Origin of the sequence: Gluconobacter kanchanaburiensis NBRC 103587, from assembly GCF_007988905.1 — a bacterium.
GTDB lineage: Bacteria > Pseudomonadota > Alphaproteobacteria > Acetobacterales > Acetobacteraceae > Gluconobacter > Gluconobacter kanchanaburiensis.
In genome coordinates this window covers 297,986-320,848 of record NZ_BJVA01000002.1, presented here as the reverse complement: position 1 = coordinate 320,848, position 22,863 = coordinate 297,986, and the positions used below count along the sequence as shown (strand labels likewise).

At 62.0% G+C, this 22,863-nt stretch carries 15 protein-coding genes; 3 read left to right on the top strand and 12 right to left on the bottom strand.

Annotation, left to right across the window (positions count from 1 at the left end; genetic code table 11):
• Positions 1–3 precede the first annotated feature (3 nt).
• Genes GKA01_RS02970 through GKA01_RS02940 form a run of 7 tightly spaced genes read right to left on the bottom strand, consistent with a single transcriptional unit; the run spans position 4 to position 13,309 of the window.
• A complete protein-coding gene (locus GKA01_RS02970) occupies positions 4–1,422 on the bottom strand; it encodes a TolC family outer membrane protein (RefSeq protein ID WP_228119860.1) in 1,419 nt (472 codons plus the stop codon).
• Between the two features lie 47 nt (positions 1,423–1,469).
• Entirely contained in the window at positions 1,470–3,905 is a 2,436-nt protein-coding gene (locus GKA01_RS02965; protein WP_146859053.1) for an ABC transporter permease, read from the bottom strand.
• A 5-nt stretch (positions 3,906–3,910) separates the two neighbouring features.
• A complete protein-coding gene (locus GKA01_RS02960; protein ID WP_146859051.1) occupies positions 3,911–6,367 on the bottom strand; it encodes an ABC transporter permease in 2,457 nt (818 codons plus the stop codon).
• A gap of 5 nt (positions 6,368–6,372) precedes the next feature.
• Positions 6,373–8,802, bottom strand: coding sequence for an ABC transporter permease (locus GKA01_RS02955; RefSeq protein WP_167506307.1), 2,430 nt, complete (start codon positions 8,800–8,802; stop codon positions 6,373–6,375).
• Positions 8,803–8,807: 5 nt separating this feature from the next.
• On the bottom strand, positions 8,808–11,252 hold the full coding sequence (locus GKA01_RS02950) for an ABC transporter permease (protein ID WP_146859047.1): 2,445 nt from the start codon (positions 11,250–11,252) through the stop codon (positions 8,808–8,810).
• 27 nt (positions 11,253–11,279) lie between these two features.
• Entirely contained in the window at positions 11,280–11,963 is a 684-nt protein-coding gene (locus tag GKA01_RS02945; protein ID WP_146859045.1) for an ABC transporter ATP-binding protein, read from the bottom strand.
• 26 nt (positions 11,964–11,989) lie between these two features.
• The gene (locus GKA01_RS02940) at positions 11,990–13,309 is read right to left on the bottom strand and encodes an efflux RND transporter periplasmic adaptor subunit (protein WP_228119859.1); all 1,320 of its coding nucleotides are present in this window, start codon (positions 13,307–13,309) and stop codon (positions 11,990–11,992) included.
• Positions 13,310–13,471: 162 nt separating this feature from the next.
• On the opposite strand from GKA01_RS02940, the gene GKA01_RS02935 reads away from it, so the two are divergent.
• Both GKA01_RS02935 and GKA01_RS02930 read left to right on the top strand, forming a co-directional pair.
• Entirely contained in the window at positions 13,472–14,674 is a 1,203-nt protein-coding gene (locus GKA01_RS02935; RefSeq protein WP_228119858.1) for a sigma-54-dependent transcriptional regulator, read from the top strand.
• Position 14,675: 1 nt separating this feature from the next.
• The gene (locus GKA01_RS02930) at positions 14,676–15,890 is read left to right on the top strand and encodes a sensor histidine kinase (protein WP_146859041.1); all 1,215 of its coding nucleotides are present in this window, start codon (positions 14,676–14,678) and stop codon (positions 15,888–15,890) included.
• A gap of 60 nt (positions 15,891–15,950) precedes the next feature.
• Here the strand turns inward: GKA01_RS02930 and GKA01_RS02925 are convergent, their stop codons facing one another.
• Genes GKA01_RS02925 through GKA01_RS02915 form a run of 3 tightly spaced genes read right to left on the bottom strand, consistent with a single transcriptional unit; the run spans position 15,951 to position 19,106 of the window.
• Positions 15,951–16,628: a DUF1028 domain-containing protein gene (locus GKA01_RS02925; RefSeq protein WP_146859039.1), complete on the bottom strand. Its 678-nt coding sequence runs from the start codon at positions 16,626–16,628 to the stop codon at positions 15,951–15,953.
• A 55-nt stretch (positions 16,629–16,683) separates the two neighbouring features.
• The gene (gene argE / locus GKA01_RS02920) at positions 16,684–17,847 is read right to left on the bottom strand and encodes an acetylornithine deacetylase (protein WP_146859037.1); all 1,164 of its coding nucleotides are present in this window, start codon (positions 17,845–17,847) and stop codon (positions 16,684–16,686) included.
• A 17-nt stretch (positions 17,848–17,864) separates the two neighbouring features.
• Positions 17,865–19,106, bottom strand: a complete 1,242-nt coding sequence (locus GKA01_RS02915; protein ID WP_146859035.1) for a flavin-containing monooxygenase — start codon at positions 19,104–19,106, stop codon at positions 17,865–17,867.
• 282 nt (positions 19,107–19,388) lie between these two features.
• On the opposite strand from GKA01_RS02915, the gene GKA01_RS02910 reads away from it, so the two are divergent.
• Positions 19,389–20,117, top strand: coding sequence for a class II aldolase/adducin family protein (locus GKA01_RS02910; RefSeq protein WP_146859033.1), 729 nt, complete (start codon positions 19,389–19,391; stop codon positions 20,115–20,117).
• A 49-nt stretch (positions 20,118–20,166) separates the two neighbouring features.
• Here GKA01_RS02910 and GKA01_RS02905 read toward each other — a convergent pair whose 3' ends face one another.
• Complete coding sequence (locus GKA01_RS02905) at positions 20,167–21,093, bottom strand: LysR family transcriptional regulator (protein WP_146859031.1); 927 nt, start codon at positions 21,091–21,093, stop codon at positions 20,167–20,169.
• 97 nt (positions 21,094–21,190) lie between these two features.
• Positions 21,191–22,861 carry a GMC family oxidoreductase gene (locus GKA01_RS02900; protein ID WP_228119857.1) on the bottom strand — a complete coding sequence of 557 codons (1,671 nt, stop codon included), beginning with the start codon at positions 22,859–22,861 and terminating at the stop codon, positions 21,191–21,193.
• Between the last annotated feature and the right edge of the window lie 2 nt (positions 22,862–22,863).

Genomic DNA, 22,863 nt, shown 5'->3' with positions numbered 1-22,863 from the left:
TCCTTACCAGCCAGCTTTGTCGAGGGCGGAAATCGGCGCCTGAAGCGGCTCCCAGCCGCGCGTGCGGGCGCGCTGGAACTTCGCCGCCGCGTCGTAATGCGGAAGGTGGGGCAGCACGTCGTCGGCCTGCAACCGGCCCATTGAGGCGAGAAGTGTGGCTTCCGCAACGATGGTATCATGGCGGCTTCCTGCGAGTTCCACCTGCGCCGAGCGCAGATTCTGATCGGCATAGAGCACGTCGGTGGTGCTGCGCAGGCCGTAGCCATATTCGATCTGATAACCTTTGAGGGAGGTCTCGCCGGAGCGGACTTCTGCCGTTCCTGCGCGGATGGCCTGCAACCCGTTTTCGACCGCGTGCCAGTTGGTCGCCACGTCCTGTAAGGCGGTGCGCCGGGCGAGTTCAACGCTTTCGCGGGCCTGTTCGTCTTTATTGCGGGCCTGACGGATCTGCGAATTATACAGATCGCCATTGTAGATCGGCTGCACGAGCTGGACGAGGCCCGTCACCTGCTCGCCATACTGGTCGCCGTGGAAGGGAGAGGCCGGGCCGATCGTTCCGAATGTGCCCTGCACCTGAATTTGAGGCCCCCATTGCGAGCGCGCGGTGTCGATATCGGCGGCGGTGGCTTTCTTGGTTTCCTGCATCTGGATCAGTTGCGGATTGAGCGCCAGTGCGGTTCTCAGCGCCTGATCCAGTGTCGCGGGCAGGCCGGGCAGCCCCTCCGGCATCGTCAGTGTATCCGGTTCCGTCCCGATGACCGCGCGGAATTGTGCGACCGAGGCCGCAAGCGTGGCCTGAGCCTGCGTGACGGCGACTTCCGCCGAACGACGCCGCGTTTCCGCCTGTTCGACATCCGTGCGTGTGACCTGTTCGGAGGGCTGTCCGCCCAGAGTGTAGCGGGAGGTTGTGAGCTGCACCTGACGTGTGAGCATGTCCAGATCGGCGCGCCGAACATCGAGAATGTTCTGATCACGTAACACATTCATATAGGCCGTTACCACGCCGGTGAAGACCTGCGCCTCGGTCAGTCGTAACTGGTGAAGCTCCGCCCGGGAACGGGCATCCGCCGCGCGTACCTGATTGGCAACATGTCCAAACGAATAGAGCGTCTGTTTCGCCGAAACATATCCTTCAGCGGAATTGGACGTATAGGAGCCCAGTGCGAAGGCACTCGTGTAAGGCCCCTGTTGATAGGAGGCGTCCATGTTGACTTGAACGGTCGGTCGCCAGCCGGATCGTGCCTGCGCCGAATTTTCGGTGACGGCGCGCTGGTTGGCCTGCTCCCCGCGCAATGTCGGATTGCTGCGATAGGCGAGGGCCAGCGCCTCCTGAAGCGTCAGGGCTTCCGCCGGTGCAGGCAGAAGGGCAGGAACCGATGCCATTAGGGCGAGGAAAAGGGCTTTGCGGTGGGTCATGGTCATATCGGGTCCGGAAGAAGCAAGGGGTATGGGGGCGGTTACTGGGCTTGTTACTGGGAGCCGAGGGCGATGGCGGGGGCGCTTCGGGCGCCGCGGCGGATCTGGAGCAGGGTGGTGAGTGTGGCGAGCGTCAGCACGATCAGTGCGGTCAGGGCGAAATAGAGCGGGGAGAGGTTGATGCGCCGGTCGAACCCGGACAGCCAGCCCCGCATCACCCACCAGGCGACCGGCCAGGCAATGAGGTTTGCGATCAGGACGGGGCGCAGGAATTGCAGCACCAGAAGCCGCGTGACCTGTTGCGCCGTCGCGCCCAGCACCTTGCGGACGCCGATTTCGAACAGGCGGCGGCGCACGTTGAACACGGCGATGCCGTACAGACCGATGCAGGAAATCGACAGCGTCACGAAGGATGCGACGATCATCAGCGTCCCGCGCTGTTTTTCCGGCCGCGTATCGTCGTCGATGATGTCGCCGACACTGCGCAGATTCAGCGCGCTTTCCGGATAGACCTGCTTCCACACCGTGGCGATCGCAGTCCGGACGGCATTTTCGGGAGCATGGTCAAAGCGGACGGAGAGCACGCCGTAACCGATCGGGCCGGACACGGCGTAATACAGTGCGGGCGTGACACTGGCGCGGCTGTTTTTGAACCGCATGTCGGCGACGACACCGATGATCGTCTGAACGTCCTTGCCGTGCAGCGTGATGGGCGTTCCGATGGCACTGGCGGCGTCCGTAAAGCCGAGCGCGCGGATGGCGGACTCGTTAAGGACGACGTTATGGGCGCCGAATGTCCAGCTCTGTCCGGTCAGAAAACTGTCGAACGGTGCGACCGGCATGGCGCGGCTGTCATAGTCGTGGCTCGTGTCGAACAGGCGACCGGCAAGAAGATGCGCGCCCCAGACAGGCAGCGTGGAAGGTTGCATCGCGATTACGGCCAGCAGGGGAGGCGGAGCTGAACGTCCCGGACGGGTCGTATCGAATGTCATGCCTGCGGTGCCGCCGCCGGGTGCGTCGTCCGCAACCGTAACGCCGGTGACGCCGGGAAGGCCGCGGACGAGATCGCTCAGGCGTTGCTGCCGCAGGCGCTCGGCCTGTTCGTTCGGCAGATAGCTCATCAGGAGGCCGGACTGGTGAAAGCCGCGATCCATCGTCTGGAGCAGATGTGTCTGGCGCGAGATGACCAGTGTACAGATCGTCAGCGTCACGGCGAAGGCGAACTGCACGACGGTCAGCCCCTCACGCAGACGGCTGCCAAGACGCCCGCTTCCCGGCATCCGGGCCGAGGCCAGCACGGCCGCCGGGCGGAAGCGTGAGAGCATCCAGGACGGATAGGCCCCCGCGCAGGCCCCGCCGATGATTGCGGAAGCCAGCAGCAGGGGGAGGGCGAAACCGAAATCGAGGCCGACCGGCCAGCCGCTTAAGGTACTGATCCAGGGCAGCGTCAGTTCGGTCAGGACGAGCGCGATGACGGCCGCGATCAGGGCCAGACCGATGGCCTCCGCCGTGAAAGACAGTCCGAGTGTCAGGACTGTGGCGCCCAGCACCTTGCGCATCGCGACTTCCCGCGCGCGGGTCGCGGCAAGGGCTGTGGAGAGCGTGACGAAATTGACCAGTCCTGCTCCGAGTGCGAGCAGCCCGACGACACCGAGAATGATCGGCAGGCGTTCATCTGCTCCGCCCCAGCCAATGGTCGCGTCGAAGAAATGGAGCGTCGTGAGGGAGCGTGCGCTAATTTTGAATGCCCTGGCATCTTCCGAGGATAGTCCGGCGGCATGACGCTGTACGAGACCACTGAGAAGATCGGGCAGTCGGGATGCAATAGCTGGTGCAACTCGCACCCAGGTCTCGGCCGTGCTCATTTCCCACGAGGACCCGGCCTGCATTGCGGCGGCGGAAGTCGGAACGAGAAGATCGAATTGTGGCGTGGTATTCGGCGGCAGGTCCTTCAGAACGCCGGTGACATGGAGCCGTTCGGTCCGGCCTTTCTGCGTGATGTCCAGCGTCTTCCCCAGAACATTATGATCCTGACCGAAGAACCGCCGCGCCTGCGTCCGTGTCAGCACCACGCCGTTCGGTACAAGGGCCGTGCGCGGATCGCCCTCCGCCAGCGGGAGCGCGAAGACGTCGAACAGATGGGCATCGGTCCGGGCGATGAAGACGTCCCAGGCATTGTCGTTGACGCGGACGGTCGCTCCGGAGAAGCCACGTAGGATTGCGGTCGCGTTCCAGTCCGGATGCTCTGCGCGGAGTGCATCGATCAGCCGGATGCTGGAGACCGAGGCTTCCTTGTCGTCGAAGGCATCCAGCCGGTAGATGTGTCCGGCATTGGGGATCCAGCGATCGAAGGTGAATTCGTAACGCACGATCAGCGCAAGCGTCAGGAACGTCGCCATGCCGAGCGCCATGCCCAGCACGTTTAGCGTTGTGAACAGGCGGCGCTGGAGAATGCCGCGCCAGAAAACGAGGGCGATGTGGGAAAGCATGGCGTTTACTCCGCTCTGAGCGCGCGGGCCGGTTCGGCACGGGCGAGGCGCAGGGTCTGTCCGAGGACGGTGAGGGCGGCGATAAGCAGGGTCACAAGGACCACGGCTGCGAAATCGAGCCACGAGAGCGCGATGCGTTGGTGGAAGCCGGACAGCCAGGAGCGCATCACGAACAGCGCCGGAAAGGCCGCCATGACGCAGGCCAGCAGGACAGGGCGCAGGAAATCGCCCAACATGAGGGTCAGTACGTTGTGCGTCGTGGCCCCGAGCGCCTTGCGGATTCCGACTTCATGGGTCCGTCGCAGGGCCGTGAAAGACGCCAGACCGTACAGACCCAGACAGGCGATGACGATCGCGATGCCTGACGCGATGGAGAACATCCATCCCCGGCGCTGCTCCGTGATGTAGAACGTGGACATACGGTCCTGCACCGTGCGGAAACTGGTCGGATCATCAGGGGAAACCGGGTCCCAGGCCGATTTGAGGCGTGTTTTCATGATGTTTTCAGGCACGCCCGAGAAGCGGACCGACGCATGGGGGTAGTCGAGGGCGGCGGTTGAGTTAAACGTGACCTGTGGCGAGACGTCATCGCGGGCGGAGACGAAGCGCATGTCTTCCATGACGCCGATGACTCGCAGCGTGACGGGACCGCTTTTGAGAGGCGTGCCTATGGCGCTTTCGGGTGAAGCAAAGCCCAACCGGGACACGGCCGTGCGGTTGAGGACGACGTTCCATGTTTTTCCGGACGACTTGTGGAACGCTTCGTCGCCGGGGCTGTCGTCTTCGCCGTGACTGCTGTCGAACCAGCGGCCTGCAAGTATGCGGGGGCGATAGGTCGCGGCGTAGTCTCCGAAGACCGTATCGCCGAGGACATGAATGTCTTCGCGATGCGGGCCGACAGGCGTCACGTTGAAGCGGTGGTGGTTGTCGATATGCGGGGTCAGTTCGGACAGCGAAGCGGAGACGACGCCCGGCGTATGGCGCAGGGCTTCGAGAATTGCTCGCTGCTTTCCGATGTCGCTCGTCATGATGTCGGAGCTGATGAGAATGCCGTCACGTGCGAACCCCAGGTCCTGTGACTGCATGAAATGGGCCTGCCGGTTCACTACCAGTGTGCAGATGGCGAAGGCCACTGCGAAGGCGAACTGCACGATGACGAGACCGTTCCGCAGCCGCGCCGTGCCGCGTCCACCAGATGGCATGCGCGTGGCCGCCAGAACATGCGCGGGCTGGTAGGAAGACAGGACGAGCGCGGGGTAGATCCCGCACGCAAGCCCCGTCAGCAGCACGACGCCGAGGAGGAAAGGAAGCGTGAAGCCGTAATCCATGTGCAGGGCCGTGCCCGTGAGGGCGGCCGTGAAGGGCAGGGCGATCTCGCACAGCGCAAGCGCGAGTGCCCCGCCAATGGCGGTACTGGCGACCGCTTCGCCGACGAACTGGACAAACAGCGCCTTTCGTGTGGCGCCGAGCGTCTTGCGGATGGCGACTTCCCGCGCCCGAAGGCCAGAGCGGGCCGTGGCGAGATTGATGGCGTTAAGTACTGCAAGGAGAAGCGCGAGCGCGCCGATCAGTGCGAGAATATTCACCATCGAACGATCGGTCGCGTCATCGCCTGCGACGACATGCAGGTCATTGAAATGCGTCTCGCGCAGGCTGACAAGGGACAGGGCAAAACGGCGTTCGGGGTGGAGGCCTTCGCTGACGTCGTCATTCGCCGTGCCAGACGCATGGTCGATCACGAAGCGGGTCAGGTTTCGTGCGATGGCGGTACGATCGGCTTCGTTTCGCACGCGCAGGAAAATATTACCCGAGCTTGAACCCCAGCGTGTGAACTGTGGTTTCTGTATTTCATCGGACGGGAATGGCGTGATGGCGCCCGGTGCGATCGTGACTGGACCTGCGGCACGAGCCAGTACGCCTGTAACCGTCTGACTGCTTCGGTGCCCTTCATGATCGGTTGTGATCGTGCGGCCCAGCACGTCGGTCGTGCCAAACAGGGCCTGTGCCGTATCGGCGGACAGAACGATGGCGTCAGGTCTGCTTAGGGCCGAACGCGGGTCGCCGTGTTCAAGCGGGAGGGCGATGACGTTGAAAAAGGACGGGTCCACCATGGCGGCATCGGCGGAGATGCTTTTGTCGCCGTTATGGAGCTGGTAATCGTCTGCCTCGTAGCGCGTCGTATCGACAATCTGCGGGAAATCGGTGTGCAGGAACGGAAAGGCGATGAATGGCACATCGCCATATTCCTGCGGTGCGCTTCCCGGAAGCATGAGGTGGGAGTCCAGTCGCAGGACATGCGCCGCGTCGGGAATGGTCGCGTTGAAGCTGTATTCGTAACGGACCTGGAGGGTCAACACGAGGCAGACCGCCATGCCGAGCCCCAGCCCGAGGATGTTGAGCGTCATATAGAGCGGCTGACGCCGGGCCTGACGGAAGATGCTGCGCAGAATGGTGAAGAGCATGGCGGTCACTCCGCACGAAGGGCACGGGCGGGTTCGGCCCGGGCGACGCGCAAGGTCTGGAACAGGACGGTCAGGGCGGCCACAAACAGCGCCGCCGCGAAAACCGAGGCGAAATAAATCGGAGAGAGCGCAATCCGTGCGTCGAAGCCCGACAGCCAGTTCCGCATCATCATCCAGGCCAGGGCACAGCCGATCAGCCCGGCCCCCACAACCGGCTTGAGAAACTGTCCCATCAGCAGGCCGAGAACCCGGCCGGTCGTCGCGCCCAGTGTCTTGCGGATACCGACTTCAAGCATGCGGCGGGCGACGGTGAAGGACGCGAGAGCGTACATGCCCATCACCGCGATGAAGATGGCAACGCCCGCGCCGATGGCCAGAAGCTCGCCGCGCCGTTCGTCGTCGCGATAGTCGCTGGACAGCAGATCGGTAGCCAGAACGGCGTTAAATGCGAGACCAGGTGCTCTTTGCCGCCAGATCGCCTGAAGAGCGGTTTTGACGTCCTGCTTCGAACGGTTTTCAAAACGGATTCCGGCGCTTGTGAAACGGTACGGGGAGGACGTGTAGAAATAAACATGCGGAACGCTTTGTTCGCGTGCCGATTTCAGGCGGATATCATTCACCACGCCGATGATGCGCCATGACGCACGATCAGTATTTTTGCGGATCGTCTGGCCCAACGCGGCTTCTGGCGTTGTGTAGCCCAGTGCGCGTGCGGAACTGACGTCAATGATGGCTGAGTGGATGCCGCTTCCTTTCTGCTGGTCATCTTCGCCACGGGCGTCGTCGAACAGACGTCCCGCTATCAGGTGCATTCCGAAGAGCTGAAAGTAGTCGCGTCCGATATCCTGCCATTCGAGGCGCGGGCGGTGATCCGGCATGGTTGCGGGCGAGAAATAATCACCTGCGAAAAAGCCGTAATTACCCGGCATCGTGTAGAAATAGGACACCGTCGTCACACCCGGAATGCCGCGGAAAGCATCCATGAGCGACAGTTGTGTGGCCGATGGGCCGACATTGTCGATGAACGGAATGAAGGCCAGCCCGCTGCTTTCAAACCCGCGATCCATGTCCCGCACGAAAACGGACTGGCGCAGGATCACCACGCTTGAGGCACTCAGCCCGATCGCAAAGCCGAACTGCACGACCACAAGTCCGAGACGGACGATGGCGCCAAGGCGGCCCATCGTCGCCATGCGCGAGGCGGCAAGCACTCTTGCGGGCTGGTAGGACGAAAGCCACAAAGCCGGATAGGCGCCGGCCAGCAGGCCCACGACGACCGTTAGCGCCAGGAGTGCCGGCAGCACAAGGCCATAGGGAATGACGATATCCCAGCCGCCCAACGCGTTGACCGTCGGGATGGCGATTTCAATCAGGGCCAGGGCCGGGATGGCTGCGCACAGGACAAGCAGCATCGCTTCGCCCATGAACTGGACGATCAGATCGCGTCGTGTGGCACCCAGCGTCTTGCGCATCGCCACTTCGCGGGCGCGGAGTAGACCACGGGCGGTAGACAGGTTGATCGTGTTGATAAGGGCGGAGAGGAGCGCCAGAACGCCGATGAGTCCCAGCATGATGACGCCGGTGCGGCTGGCGTCCGACGCGCCCAGCGTTCCGTCAAGGAAATGCAGGGACGGCAGTTCGCGGACCCGCCAGTCCCGTAATTCTCCGTTCTGCCGCACCTGGATGGGCACATGGTCGTTGGAAAACTGCACCATCGCATTCTGCATGTGTCTGGCGTCGGTGGGGCTGCGGAGACGAAAGAAGAGATATCCGCCCTCGATCCCCCACTGCATGAAGGCCGGGGAGGCCAGCATTGCACTGTCGATCGGGATCAGCATGTCGGGTCTGAGCGTCGTATTGCCCGGAACCGGGCCGAGAATGCCGGTTACGGTGAGGTCCGCCTTGCGCCCGTCGTGATCGACCGTCAGCCTGCGCCCGATCACGTCGATCGTATGGAAATAGACCAGTGCTCGTTCCTGCGAAAGGACGATGCTGTTTGGTGCCGACAGCGCGGAGGCTGCATTGCCGCGGATGAGGGGATAGGGCAGCGTCGCGAAGAAATCGGGATCGACATAAAGGGCGTTGGAGGCGTGGATATCGTCCGGTGTGATAATGGAAATATTGTCGGGGCGGATGCGCGTGGCATGTGTGATTTCGGGGAAAGCTGTCCGGAGCGCGTCGTAAACCCGGAAAGGGGCATCCGCGATTTCCGCCGGTTTCCCGCCGGACGCATTCACCGCATCCAGTCGATAGATGTTGCCTGCATCGGTGAGCCACCGGTCGAACGTGAATTCGTAGCGGACGATCAGCCCAAAGGTGAGGCAGGTCGCAAGCCCCAGGGCCAGGCCCGAGATGTTGATGGCCGTATAGAGCCGATGATGGCGCATCTGGCGAAAGAACGCCGTGAAAACAGGAGAGACGTACCGGGAGAGCATGGCGGTCACTCCGCACGAAGGGCACGGGCGGGCTCGGCCCGGGCGAGGCCGAAGGTTCGGCTGAAGATTGTCAGCGCGCATAGCAGTGCGGCGAGCAGCGTGGTGAGCACGAAATAAAGAGGCGTAAGTGCAACCGGGTTGTCGAAGCCTGTGAGCCAGTTTCGCATGAACACCCACGCCACTGGCCAGGCGATCAGGCTGGCGTACAGGACGGGACGCAGGAACTGCCCCAGCAGCAGGCGCATGATCTGCGCGGTCGTGGCGCCCAGCGTCTTGCGGATGCCGACTTCGTGCATCCGGCGTTCGGCGTTGAAAGCCGCCAGTCCGTACAGACCAAGGCAGGCGATGGCGATGGCGACGGCCGCGCCGATGCTGAACAGACGACCGCGTGCGATATCGCTTTGGGTTGATTCCGCGATGATTTCGGTCATGGTCTGTGGCTCGAACGGAACGCCGGGCGCCAGTGTCGGCCATGCCTTGCGCAATGCGTTCAGAACATGGGGCATCGCACCCGGTGCGGTCCGGAACGCAATGATCCCTTGCTCGATCGGGCTTGTTTCCAGTTCGTAGATCGGGGGAGGCAAGGTGTCCTGTCCGGAATTGAGAATGACGTCCTCGACGACACCGACAATCGTGCGTTTCTCGGCGGCATCGTTGTCGCCAAACATGAAGGTCTGTCCCAGAGCAGCCTGCGGCGAGGAAAAACCGAGCTTGCGCGTCGCTTCGCGACTAAGGACAAAGTTCTGCGCCAGCGCGTCCGGATTGCCGTTTTTCGTGTGTGTGACATCTGTCGCGCGTTCGGATGTTGTCAGGCGTCCTGCGAGCAGGTGCAGCCGGAACGTCCTGAAGAACGCTTCGTCATGGGCGATGGCCTGCGCCATGAAGGCTTTTTGGCCGGGCGCGCGGTGGACGCTCCCGACCTCGTAGCGCCCGAGGGTCCCTCCCGCCGAGACGGACAGGTCGGTGACGTCCGGCATGGCCCGTAGGAGGTTCACAACGGCGGTCTGCTGCCTGTCCAGCGCGTTGAGGTTTTCCGTGGCGATAATGGCGAGGCCGGGGATCGTCATACCCCGGTCCAGATGACGCAGATGCAGCGCCTGCGCGTTGACGACGAGGGTGCAGATCCCCAGCGTCACGGCGAATGCGAACTGGATCCCCACCAGAAAGAGCCGGATGCGTGCACCGAAGCGCCCCTGTGCCGGAAGGCGGGCGGAGGCGAGGACCGGTGCGGGTGAAAAGGAGGAGAGCATGAAGGCGGGGTAAAAGCCGGCGCCCAGCGTGAGGACGACGATGACGGCGCCCAGAAGAGGGAGCGTCCAGCCGTAATCCAGCGTCACGGACCAACCTGACAGGCTGGCGACCGTCGGGACGGCGATTTCCGTCAGGATCAGCCCCAGCATGGCCGCCAGCGTCGTCAGCACGAGGGCTTCCCCGAGAAAGCGGATCATCAGTCGGGTGTGGGAGGCGCCGAGAACCTTGCGGATAGCCACTTCCCGCGCCCGACCCAGAGACTGCGCTGTGGCGAGATTGACGTAATTCATCGCTCCCGCGAGCAGGGACAGGGTGCCGATTGCGATGAGTGCGAACAGCACGCTGCGCGATGCTCCGTCCTCTGCCACGCCATCGGAGCCGAAATGAACGGACGGCAGAGGAACAATCCTGAGGGTCATTTTTTCGCCCCCCGGATCTTTCTGTTCGATGGCACGAGACAACGGGGAGGTCATCAGGACGTCATGGGCGTTTTGAAGAAAGGACTGGCGCAATGCGGCTGTGGGCAGCACCGCGTAGGTTTGTGCGCACATCGTGTTCCAGCCGTCGCACGGGCGGTCCGCACCGGTCTTCGGGATTGCGGCAATCAGATCTGTCGTGATCGTGGTGTTGGACGGATGGTCGCGGAGCACTCCCGCGACACGATAGACGGACGTCTTGCCATGACGCGTGACCTCAAGTGTCTGGCCGAGTGCGGGTTTTTCTCCGAACAGCCGTCGCGCCATGGTCGCCGAGAGGATGATATTTCCCGGCGATGAGAGAACGGCTGGCGAACCGGCTGTGAATTTCAGATCGAAAAGGTCGAAGAAATTCGGATCGACGAAGCTGATCGTCTGGTCGTAATGCACCGTTCTGCTGATGTCCGAAGGCGCCACGATGTCTGCGGATATGTGTTCAAGGCGCGTGCCTTGCAGACCGGGCATACGGGTCTGGACTGCCGGAAGCACAGGGTCATGGACCTCGGCCATATGAAATGTGCCGCTGCCGATCACGAAATCAGCCTGAAGTTCGTAGAGCGACGCCGACTGCTGGTAAAAGCCGTCCCAGCCCAGTTCGTAACGCGCCACCAGCGCCAGGGTGAGAAACGTGGCCACGCCCAGCCCGAGCCCGATCACGTTCAGGGCGGTATAGAGCCTGTAACGCACGGCCAGCCGCCAGAAATCCGACACCATCGTCATCATGGCCCTCGTTCCTCCCTTGCTGTCGCTTCAGATTGCGTTGCGGACGGAGACCACGACCTGTCCGTCGAGCATGTCTATGCGGCGGCGGGCGAGGTCGGCGTGGCTGGGGGAGTGCGTGACCATGATGATGGTAGCGCCCTCGTCGTTGAGGCGCTGGAGGATGTCCATCACCTGTGCGCCGTTTTCGGTGTCGAGATTGCCGGTCGGTTCGTCGGCGAGGATCAGGCTTGGCTCGCCTACGATGGCGCGGGCGATGGCCGCGCGCTGCTGCTGACCGCCGGAAAGCTGGGACGGGTAATGCCGCGCCCGATGCGCAATGCCGACATGGTCCATGGCATGGGACACACGGCTCTGGCGTTCGGCCTTGGGCATGTTGCGATAGATCAGGGCGAGTTCGATGTTCTCCTCGATCGTCAGTTCGTCGATCAGGTTGAAGCTCTGGAACACATAGCCCAGATGCTCGCGGCGGAATTTCGCCAGTTCTGCCTCGTTCATCGCCGTCAGTTCATGCTCGCCGAAGCGATATGAGCCACCGGTTGGCCGGTCGATCGTGCCGAGGATGTTCAGCAGCGTGGATTTGCCGCAGCCCGACGGCCCCATGATCGCGACGAATTCGCCTTTTTCGATCTGGAGTTCGATGTCGTGCAGAGCGGTCGTCTCCACTTCGTCGGAGCGGTAGAGGCGCTGGATGTGCGAGAGTTCGATCAGCATGATGTCCGGTCCTGCAATATGTTGCGTCAGTGAATCGCGAGATGGCTGAAATTCTTGTAGGAATTGTATGAAGAGACGATCACCCGATCGCCGTCATGCAGGCCGCCGGTGATCTCGACCTGCTCGGGATTGCGGCGGCCTGATGTGATCGACACGCGGTCTGCGCTATGCTCGCCCGAGGCCATGACGAAGGCCGAAGAGCCGCCGCTGGCCTCCAGCCACGCCCCGTTCGGCAGGACGAGCGCGCGATGGGTTTCTCCCAGCGTGATGCGCAGATCGATGCTTTCTCCGCGCCGCAGTCCGGCCGGCGGCGGCCTGTCGAATGTGAGTTCCGCGCGGAACTGACCGTTCGTGACCTGCGGGTGAACCCGTGAGACGGTCATGGGCAGTTTCGTGTCGCCCAGATCGGCTTCGGCGCGCTCGCCGACAGCAACACGGCCGAGATAGAATTCATCGATATCCGCATCGAGCCTGTACTGGCCTTCGCTGTCGATCTGGCCGATCTTGTCTCCGGCCTTGAGAGACTGGCCTGGCTGGAGATCGAAATTGGTCAGACGTCCATCCAGCGGCGCACGGAGGTCGAGCGCCCCGAGACTGGCCTCTACTACGTCCAGATTGGAGCGCAGGCGCTGGGCTTCCTCGTCGATTTCGCCACCCTGCCGATCCGCGACCTTCAGATCCTGTGTCAGGGCGCTTTCAAGGCGTTTCAGGCGCTGGGCGTAATAGTCTGCCTCGTCACGATAGGACTGGACGTTGGCGTCGGATTCAAAGCCCTGATCGTGAAGCTGCTGGCGGATGGAGAGTTCGCGCTGGGCCTTGAGGAGATTGTAGCGGGCCTCCGCGCGCTGCGTTTCTTCGGTCGTGCGGGTCTGTTGCAGGGTCAGGCGCTGGGCGCTGACGGCCCCAAGCTGGCTTGCGATCTGTGCCTCGCGGGAGGTGACGTCGAGCTGGAGCTGTGGGTTGGTCAGATGCGCCAGAATGTCTCCTTTTTTCACGAGCGCCCCATCCTTCGCCACGACTTGCGCCACTTCGCCGCCCTGAATGGCGTCGATGAAGGTCACGTTGAGCGGGGCCACGGTGGCGCGGACGGGAAGGTAGTCGAGAAAGGGCGCGGAGCGGACGGTCGCCACCGTCAACTGGTCCCGCGACACCGAAAGCGTTCCCGACGCGGGCACGAGACGCCATCCGGCCCAGAGTAGCCCCGCAACCGCGACGGGCGCGCCATATCGCAGCGCACGCCGCACAAAAATCCGCCGCCGGGAGGGGGCGACGGCCCGGTCCATGACCGCGCCGGATGCCGGACGGATCGTGGTACCTGACGTGGCTTTGGGAACGGGTCGGTCCATGCACTGTTTCTCCTGTTGGCAAACAGTGTATCATGGGAAAAAATGAAGTTATCTCATTGATATATAACGATAAAAAACCGATGATTTTATGGATGTGTCCGCTTTTGAACGGAGTGTCCGGAACCGGACACCCCTAGGAGGCCCGTCAAGACTGAAATGAACATGTTCCGCAACGAATCGGGTGAAGCCACGCCTTCCGCGCCCTGCATTCTCTTCGTCGACGACGATCCGGACGTGCAGGTCGCTGCACGTCTGCTCTTCCGTCGCCGCGGGATCGACATGCTGTCCGCCTGCGGAACGGAGGAAGCCCTGACGCAGCTTGCGTCTTCTTCCGTGGACCTTGTGCTGCTGGACCTTAATTATACCAAAGGCATGACGACCGGCGCGGAAGGACTGGCTCTGCTGCGTGACATGCTCGTCCTGCGTCAGGATCTGCCGGTTATCGTCGTGACAGGTCATAGCGGTGTGACGATCGCGGTCGCGGCGATGCGGGCCGGGGCCACCGATTTCGTCATGAAGCCCTGGAACAACGAACGTCTTCTCGCACTCGTCGAGGGAACGCTCAAACGGCGTCAGACCGCAGAAGCGCTGGAGGCCGAGCCAGCCATGATCGTGGCATCGGGCGAGCTGCGGTGCCTCGTCGCCGAGGCGGACCGTCTGGCCGTCACGCGCGCGCCGCTGATCATTACCGGAGCGGCGGGTGCAGGGAAAATGCTTCTGGCCCGGCGTATTCATGCCCTGTCGCAGGAAAGCGATCCTGTGACGATTATCCGTGCGGAGGAGTGTGAGGCGCTGCCGCAGGAAAGTGGCACATGGATCTTCCGCAATATCGACGCCCTGTCCGTCCCCATGCAGCGCCGTCTGGCGGACAGGCTGGACGAGCGCGTGGCGCCACGGATCATCGCGCTGTCATCTCTGGAGCAACCGGCTCTGGAAGCTGTCCTCGATCCCAGACTCCTGCTTCATCTGGGCATGGTGGTGCTGAGTCTGCCGCCTCTTTGTGAGCGGCCCGACGACGTTATGGCCCTGAGCGCCCATTTTCTGCGGTATTTTTCAATCCGCCATGGTCTCGCAGAGCCTGTGCTGGATGAAGAGCGAAGTCGGATCCTGTGCAGGGAAAGCTGGCCGCAGAATGTCCGAGGCCTTCGCGCGGTTCTTGAGCGCGCTGTTCTGACCGGAACATGGGGTACTTCTTCCGATGCGTCGGAGACAGCCACGCAAGGTACTCCGACGCTGCGTGATACAGAACGTTCTTTAATCGAAACGGCGCTGCGCAGGCATGGCTTCAACGTTACGCAGGCCGCACGGGAACTGGGCCTGACCCGTCCGGCACTTTACCGCCGTATGGCCCGATACGGGCTCTAGGATGCGCGCGGCGTTTGAAACACTCCTCCGGCTGTCGGGAGTCGTTGCCGCATGCCTGATCACGGCACCGATGTGGCACCGGGGTTTTTACGCGACCTCCCTCCTGTTCGTCTGTCTCGGAGTGCTGTGCGCGGCTTCGCTCGTCGCGGCGCAGATCCGAATCACGCAGCGTCTGAAACGCCATGAACCGTCCGTCGTGCGTCCGCTGGACCGGGAAAAGCTGCGCAATCGTGCGTTACTCGATCATGCGCCCGTGCCTCTGCTGATCCAGCAGGTGGACGGGACGCTTCATGCCGCCAATCGTGCGGCTAGGCGCCTTTTCATGACGGATGGCATTCTTCGCGAGCCCCCGACATCCCTGATCGATGCGCTAAAAAATGACGCGTCTGCACCCGGAAAGCGCCTGATCCGATTGTTTTTAAAAGACGGAGCGAGCAGGGTTTATGCGCTTTCGGTTGGAAAAGGTGGCGGCGTTGGCGGCATCGTGGCCTATGTGGCGCTGACCGATGTCGAAGCCGGATTGAATGCAGCGGAAGCCCAGGCATTGCGGGACCTGCTTCAGGTCCTGAGCCATGAAATCATGAATTCTCTGACCCCCATCGTGTCCCTGTCGGCAACGGCCGAGGAACTGTTTTTCGAAAATGTGGGGGGAAGTCCGCATGACACCGGACTTCTGATTACGGAAGCACTCGGCACCATCCGTCGCAGGGCCGAGGGGCTGGATCGTTTCGTTCGAGGATATCGCGATCTTGCCCGGCTGCCGGAGCCGGACCTGAAGCTGACCGAGCTTGCGCCGCTGATCCGCGAAATCGTGAGGCTTTTCAAAGCCCGCTGGACGGAGCGCGTGGCACTTGAGGTTGTGCTGCCATCAGGAAAGATCATGGTGCGCCTCGATGTGGCGCAGATGGAGCAGGCTCTGGTCAATCTGCTCAACAATGGCGCGGAAGCGGCTCTGGAACAGCCCGCTCCCCGCGTTCAACTGGCTGTCGAGGCCGCAAATGATGCAATCATCATCAGGGTCCGCGATAACGGGCCGGGCATAGACATGGCTCTGCAGGAGCAGATTTTCGAGCCTTTCGTCTCTTTCAAGGCGGGGGGAAACGGCATTGGGCTGCCACTGGCCAGACAGATTGTCAGAGGCCATGGCGGCAAGCTGATCCTCGCCACGACTGACGAAGAGGCACAGTGGAGCACGACATTTGAAGTGCGGATGTGACGTTCGTCAGTCAAAATCCTTGAGGCGGATCAGTCTGGAAGTTTCAAGGAAAGACGGTTTTCACTCGTCGCCGGGCACACCATAGGACGGAGCCGAAAGCGGATTGAGACCACGCGTGACGTAATCGTGCATCTGCGGTTTCCAGAGGGCCCAAAGCTGACGAAGATCGGACAAGGGATTTTCGCTCCAGTCCACACGGAGATCAACCAGAGGCCAGCTCTGTTCTTCGACCACGATCATTCCCGCTGAATGCACCGGTCCGGCTTCTCCCCCTGCGGCAAGGCCGGCCTCCATCGCCAGAAGCAGACGCTCTCCCAGTTCCAGGGCGGGGTCCGAATTTTCGAACGCCGTTTTCATGGCTTCCGGTACGCCGGCATGGGCCAGCATGTTTCCCGCCGCTGCGACATTCGTGCCGCCAGCCGAGGCATGACAGCCCAGAATACGATCTCCGGCCCACAACGCCGTCTCACCGTTCCTGTCGAGAACGACGAGCTGTCTGAATGCCCGGAATTCGTTCCCCCGCACGAGAATGTCGCGACATTCCGACGCTGTGGCGCCGCGTTCCAGAAGGTCCAGTCCCGACGGGCCAAGGCGGGGGTCGGTGACGTTCTGCGTTGCGACGACGCCCACACCTGCACGCGCAAACGCACAGCGGCTTGCAACCGCGGGCGACGAGGAGGAAACGGCCATTCCAAACTGGCCGGTTCTTGAACAGCGCGCGACGATGGAAAAGGTCATCGACTGGGTCTTTCCTGCTGGGAAGGGAGAAGCCTATTGCGGCTTATCGCCGAAGTCATGATCTCAGGGACGCGACGACGCCATCGAGGAAGCGTTCCGCATCCGCAAGTTCGGAATCGGTAATGTATTCGTCCGCCTTGTGCGCCCGACCGATCGAACCCGGACCGCAGACGATACAGTCCACGCCCAGTTTTTCGCTGAACAGACCTGCTTCCGTTCCGAAGTCGATGACCGAAACCTGGTTGCGCCCGGCCTCATGTAGGGCCAGCGAACACAGATCGCTGAGCGGGCTGGCGTTAAGGTCGGGATAGGCGTTGGTCACAGTGATTTCCACCTCACCGCCATCGAGCCGCTTTACGGCATCAACTCCCGCATTTTCCAGCCATTTGAGGTATGGAGCGCCCTCATATCCGGGCAGCAGACGGATTTCAGCGGTAATCGTACACAGATCGGGGACGATGTTCAGAGCCGCCCCACCGGAGATCAGTCCGGCCTGAACGGTCGAGAAGGGAACGCCAAACCGGGTGTCATGCTGTTCTGTCGTGCGGATATGGGTCTGAAGGCGTTCAAGGGCTTCAAGCATGTAGCCTGCGAGTGAAATCGCGCTTTTGCCCAGGAACGGGTTTGCGGAATGCGCGGCCTGCCCGTGGCAACGGATTTCAAACGCGATCTTTCCCTTGTGCGCGACAGCAACCTGAAGACCGGTGGGTTCGCCGATGATGCAGGATGCCGCCCGGACGGCCTGATCGCCTTCCACGTCAGTAAGAAGCGAGCGGACGCCAACGCAGCCGATTTCCTCGTCATGGGAAATCGCCAGATAAAGCGGGCGCTTGAGAGGCGCGTGATCTGGATTGTCGGAAGAGGCATTTCGCTCCGCCAGGCGGAGCATGCAGGCCAGAAAGCCTTTCATGTCGCTGCTGCCGCGACCATACAGCCGGTCTTCCCGGCGGGTCAGGATAAAAGGATCCGAAGACCAGTCCTGCCCCGTCACCGGGACGACATCCGCATGGGCCGAGAGGATGATGCCGCCCGGCGTGGCGGCTGGCCCGATCCGGGCAAACAGGCTGGACCGGCCGGAAGCCTCGCCGGGGATACGCTGGACGTCTGCTCCGCAGGAGCGCAGAAACGCCTCGATCCAGTCCATGATGTCGCCGTTCGGCAGCCCGCAGACACTCGGAAAGCCGACCAGCGATGCAAGAACCTGTTCGATGTCAGACATGATCCCCAGCCCTCTGTTCAGCCTGCTTTGGCCAGACGCTCTTTGGCAATATAGTCCCCCAGATAGTCGGCGTCATGCCAGCAACCCCAGATGAACGGGGAAGCCCGGCGCGACAGCCATGCCAGTCCGATAAAATACAGCCCCGGCTCGACCGAGACGCCCCGGTCATGACGCGGCGCGCCGCGGTTGTCGAAAATATCGAGGTCGATCCATCCGAAATCGAGCCTGTAACCCGTGGCCCAGATGATCGTTTTGATCCCGGCTTTGGCCAGATCGAGGCTCAGGACCGGATCAGTGGCGCAGGCCGGCAGAGGCCCGATTTTGCGGGCATCGGGCTCCTCCGGAAGATCGAGGCCATGTTCGAGAACATAGGCGTCGGCCGCATCGAGCATGGCGAGATAGTTCGCATCTCCCCCTTCGATGTTTTTGGCGAGATCGGGGGCGAATGTCAGGCTGCCGTCCTGGTAGCTTTCCGTACGTCCCACCAGCGTCATTCCGCTTGCCGCGAGGTTGCGGAAATCGACCGTATGACCGCCATGCGCGCCGCTGACGGCGATCGTGACATGTTCGACATCCGGGCTCGGAACCTTCATGTTCCACATACCCAGAACGCCCAGCCACCAGACGAAATCGCGTCCGCGATAGGCGCGGGGCGGGCGGTCATGCGGCCCTACGGACAGCCAAACGTCGCGGCCCGAGGCGCGCAGTTCGTCCGCGATCTGGGCACCGGATGACCCGGCGCCAATTACCAGAACGCCACCTTCGGGAAGCTGTGCCGGGTTCTTGTAGGCATTGGAGTGCATCTGAAGGATGCCGCTGTCCTGAGGGACGATGTCCGGAAAGGACGGCTTCTGGAACGGTCCGGTCGCCACGATCACGTTTCTGGCCTTGATCGTCCCGTCCGGCCCGTCAGCTTCAAAGCCCAGACCGTCAGCACTTTTGCGCAGTGCGCTGATTTCCACGCCGCAGCGGATCGGCATGTCGATCTGCTTTGCATAGGCTTCGAAATAGGAAACGATCTGCGCGCGGGGCGCGAAGGCATCCGGATCGAGATTGGGGAACGTTTTGTTAGGAAAACGGTCATGCCATGCCGGGCCGTTCGCGACGAGCGAATCCCAGCGTTCATTGCGCCACCGTTCGGCGATCTGGCCGCGCTCGACCACGAGATGAGGAATGCCGCGCTGGCCAAGATGCTCGCTCATCGCCACACCCGCCTGGCCACCACCGATGATCAGGGTATCGACGTTTTCCATAGTCATGCTGGACACTTTCCGCTGGACTGACAGAAGACTGCTTCCTCGTTTCGGGAAGGCCTTACCATTCTTGTATGGAAACGACATGATGCGAGAAACAATCGAATTGATTATCTTTGCTTAGTCTTTTCCTAAGAGATTTACCGTGCCGGTTCTGTCTTAAGCAGCTGCATCGGAAAAACCGCACCCGGCATTCACGAAATCTGTCTTTCCCTTCCGATGACCGGACTTTAGACAGGCATTATTCCGATTGTTTCAAAAAACTCCTGTTCAGGAAGCCTTAAAATCATGGTCGAGAACGAAAAGAAAGCCAGGATCGATCTTGCGGCCGCCTTTCGGCTGGCAGCCCGTCTGGGCATGCATGAAGCCGTGGCCAATCATTTCAGCATGTCCGTCTCGCCGGATGGCTCACGCTTCCTGATCAACCCCAAGTGGCAGCATTTTTCGCGCATCCGTGCGAGCGATCTGGTGCTTGTCGATACGAACGATCCCGCGAGCACCGCCAAACAGGATCTGGACCCGACGGCGTGGTCGATCCACGCCCAGCTTCATCGCCTGCATCCCGATGCTGTCGTGGCGATGCACCTGCATCCAATCTACTGTACGACCATCTCGACGCTGGCCGATCCGACGATCCTCCCGATCGACCAGAACACCGCGCGGTACTTCCGTCGCGTCGCGGTCGATACGCAGTATGGCGGCATGGCGGATAGCGAGGCAGAAGGCGCGCGTTTGGCATCTCTTCTGAATGGCAAGACACGTCTCATGATGGGCAACCATGGCGTCATGGTCGTCGCGCCCACGGTGGGAGAGGCGTATGACGACATGTATACGATCGAGCGGGCCTGCCAGATCCTCGTGACGGCTTATGCGACGGGCCGCGAGATCTCAGTCCTGTCGGACGACGTAGCGGAGCGGACAGCGCGGGACTGGGAAAAAATCACGGCTTTCTCCATCCGCCATTTCGAGGAAATGAAGTTGATCCTCGACCGCGAAGAGCCTGATTACACTGACTGAAGAAACGCGGTCCCGGGACCCGATCCGGGACCTGAACCGGGCCGGGGGTCTATTCCAGCGGACTCATGCCCGGAATGTCATGGTCGGAAATCGAGGCGCGGCAATGGTCGCAGAAATGTTCGAGCAAGCGGGATTTGCGCGTCTCCTGTCGCATCGCCATCCCCATCACCATCGGCCGATGATCGCCTGACAGTTTGACGCGCACCACCGTCTTGCCGTCCATTGCCATGTTCGATCTGGGCCGCACATTGGCCAGCGAATATCCGTAGCCGTTTGCGACCATTGTCCGTACGACGGCCTGTTCCGCGCTGCGGGCATAGATGTTTGGCTGAAGGCCCTCCCGTTCGTAAAGACCGTTGAAATACTGGCGGCTGAGGGGGAGATCGAGAAAAATCATTGGTTCATGCGCGATCTCGGCCAGACTCACGCTGGAGCGTCCGGCCAGAGGATGATCGGTGCTGACGACCACATGTGGCGGCAGGCTCGCCAGCGGAACGAACTCGATGCCCGGTGGCATCTCAAGGTCGTAGGTGATGGCGAGATCAAGCTCGGCCTGTTTGAGTTTCTCGGTCAGCCATTCGTGATTTGAGGCGAACTGCCGGATGTCGACGGACGGATAGTCGAGCCGGAAACTGTAGGCAAGGGCGGGCATGACCATGGGGGCAAGCGTGATCATCGCACCCACTGAGAGGCGGCCCCGCACCTGATCCGTTTCTTCCGCCGCCACTGAGTGCAGGCTTTCCGCCATCGCCAGAATGTTCTTTGCTTCCCGTAGCAAAGTACGGCCCACGCTCGTCAGCGACAGCCCCTGCGCGTGATGCCGCACGAAAAGCTGGACGTTCAGTTCGAGCTCGAGATGCGAGATCGCCGTCGAGATGGATGGCTGGGAAATGGACAGCCGTTCGGAGGCGTGGCGGATCGATCCCGCTTCACCGGCGGCGACAAAATATTCGAGCTGACGCAGGGTATAACGCATCGTGCAAGACTAGAGCAGTTGCCGCTTTAAAGGAACGGGTTAAAGGAACGCGCATGATAACGTGCGGCGGTTTTGGCCACTGTCCAAGCCATAGTCCTCAGGCGTCTTCGAGGATCATCCGTGCGGCCTTTGCGCCGATCATCATGCTCGGGGCGCTGGTGTTGCCGCTGATGAGGGTCGGCATGATGGACGCATCCGCGACCCGCAGCCCACTCAGACCCACCACACTGAGGCGCGGTGTCACCACTGCACCGGCATCGCTGCCCATGCGGCAGGTTCCGGCGGGATGAAACACCGTGGCCGCGCTTCTGCGCAGATAGTTGAGGATGTCCTGATCGCTCACGACCGTCTTGCCTGGAGCTTGCTCAATGCCGCGCGTACCGTCGAAAGCGGTCTGGGAGAGGATATTGCGCGCGACTTTGATTCCTTCGCAGAGCACTCTGAGGTCCTGCGGATCGGAGCCGAAACTGAAGTCGATGACCGGCGCGTTCGACCCGTCCGTCGCAAGGCTGATCTTGCCCCGGCTTCGTGGGCGCAGAACGCAGGTGTGGATCGCAATGCCGTGCCCCCATTCGAACAGCCTGCCGCGTGGGCTGCGATAGCCTGGTACGAAGTGGAACTGGATGTCGGGGACGCGCCCGTCGGACAGGGACGTATGAGCGAACCCTCCGGCTTCGACGTAATTCGTGGTCAGCCAGCCTTTGCGTCCGAACAGGAAGCGGAGAGGCGAGGGAAGGACCGCAGGCAGGGAGCGTGCCGAGAACCCCAGCGTGCGCGGATCGCGCGATCGCACTGTGACCAGGCCATCCAGATGATCCTGAAGATTGCCGCCGACGCCGGAGAGATCATGGAGCGGGGAGATCCCCGCGCGGACAAGCGTCGCGCCCGGGCCGATGCCCGACGCCATCAGGATCTGGGGGGAGCCGATGGCACCCGCGCAGAGCACCACTTCACGCCGGGCGTGCAGGACACGCGCCTGCCCGTCCTGCAGAATCGTAACCCCCCGGACAGTCCTGTCTTCGATGATGAGGTTGCGGACCTGTGCTTTCGTCAGAACCGAAAGATTGGCCCGGCCCCGGATCGGATGGATGAAGGCCCGATATGCGCTGAGCCTGTAGCCGTTCCTTTGCGTGACGTCATAAATACCGACACCTTCCAGTGTGGCTCCGTTGAAGTCGCGGTTTTCGGGAATGCCGGCAGCGATCCCGGCCTCGACAAAGCTGTGCGAAAGCGGATTGACGTCGCGGGGCGTGGCGACGTCCAGTTCGCCGTCAAAACCATGAAACTCCGGGTCGAGCTGGCGCTGGCAGTGTTCGAGAGCCTTGAATTCCGGCAGAACACTGTCCCATCCCCAACCCTCGCAGCCGAGGGAGGCCCAGTGATCATAGTCGCTCCGGTCGCCCCGGATATAGATCATGCTGTTCATCACGGTAGAGCCGCCGAGCGCTCTACCGCGGGGAACATGAATGCAGCGGTTGTCCAGAAACTGCTGCGGCGTGGAGGCGAACTGGTAGGCGAGGGTGCGGCTTTTGTAGAGGGTCAGCGTTCCGGCGGGGATCCGGATGCGGGGGGTGCGGTCGTCGCCACCGGCCTCGATCAGACAGACGCGAAAACGCCCGTCCGCACTCAGCCGGTTCGCGACCACGCAGCCCGCCGAGCCTGCGCCGACGACGATGAAGTCGAACACCGCGTCTTCATTCCCGTCGATGCCCATTCCCGTAGACGGGCGTTGGGTCTGGATTGGGGGCTGGCGCGCCGCGTCCTGCATGG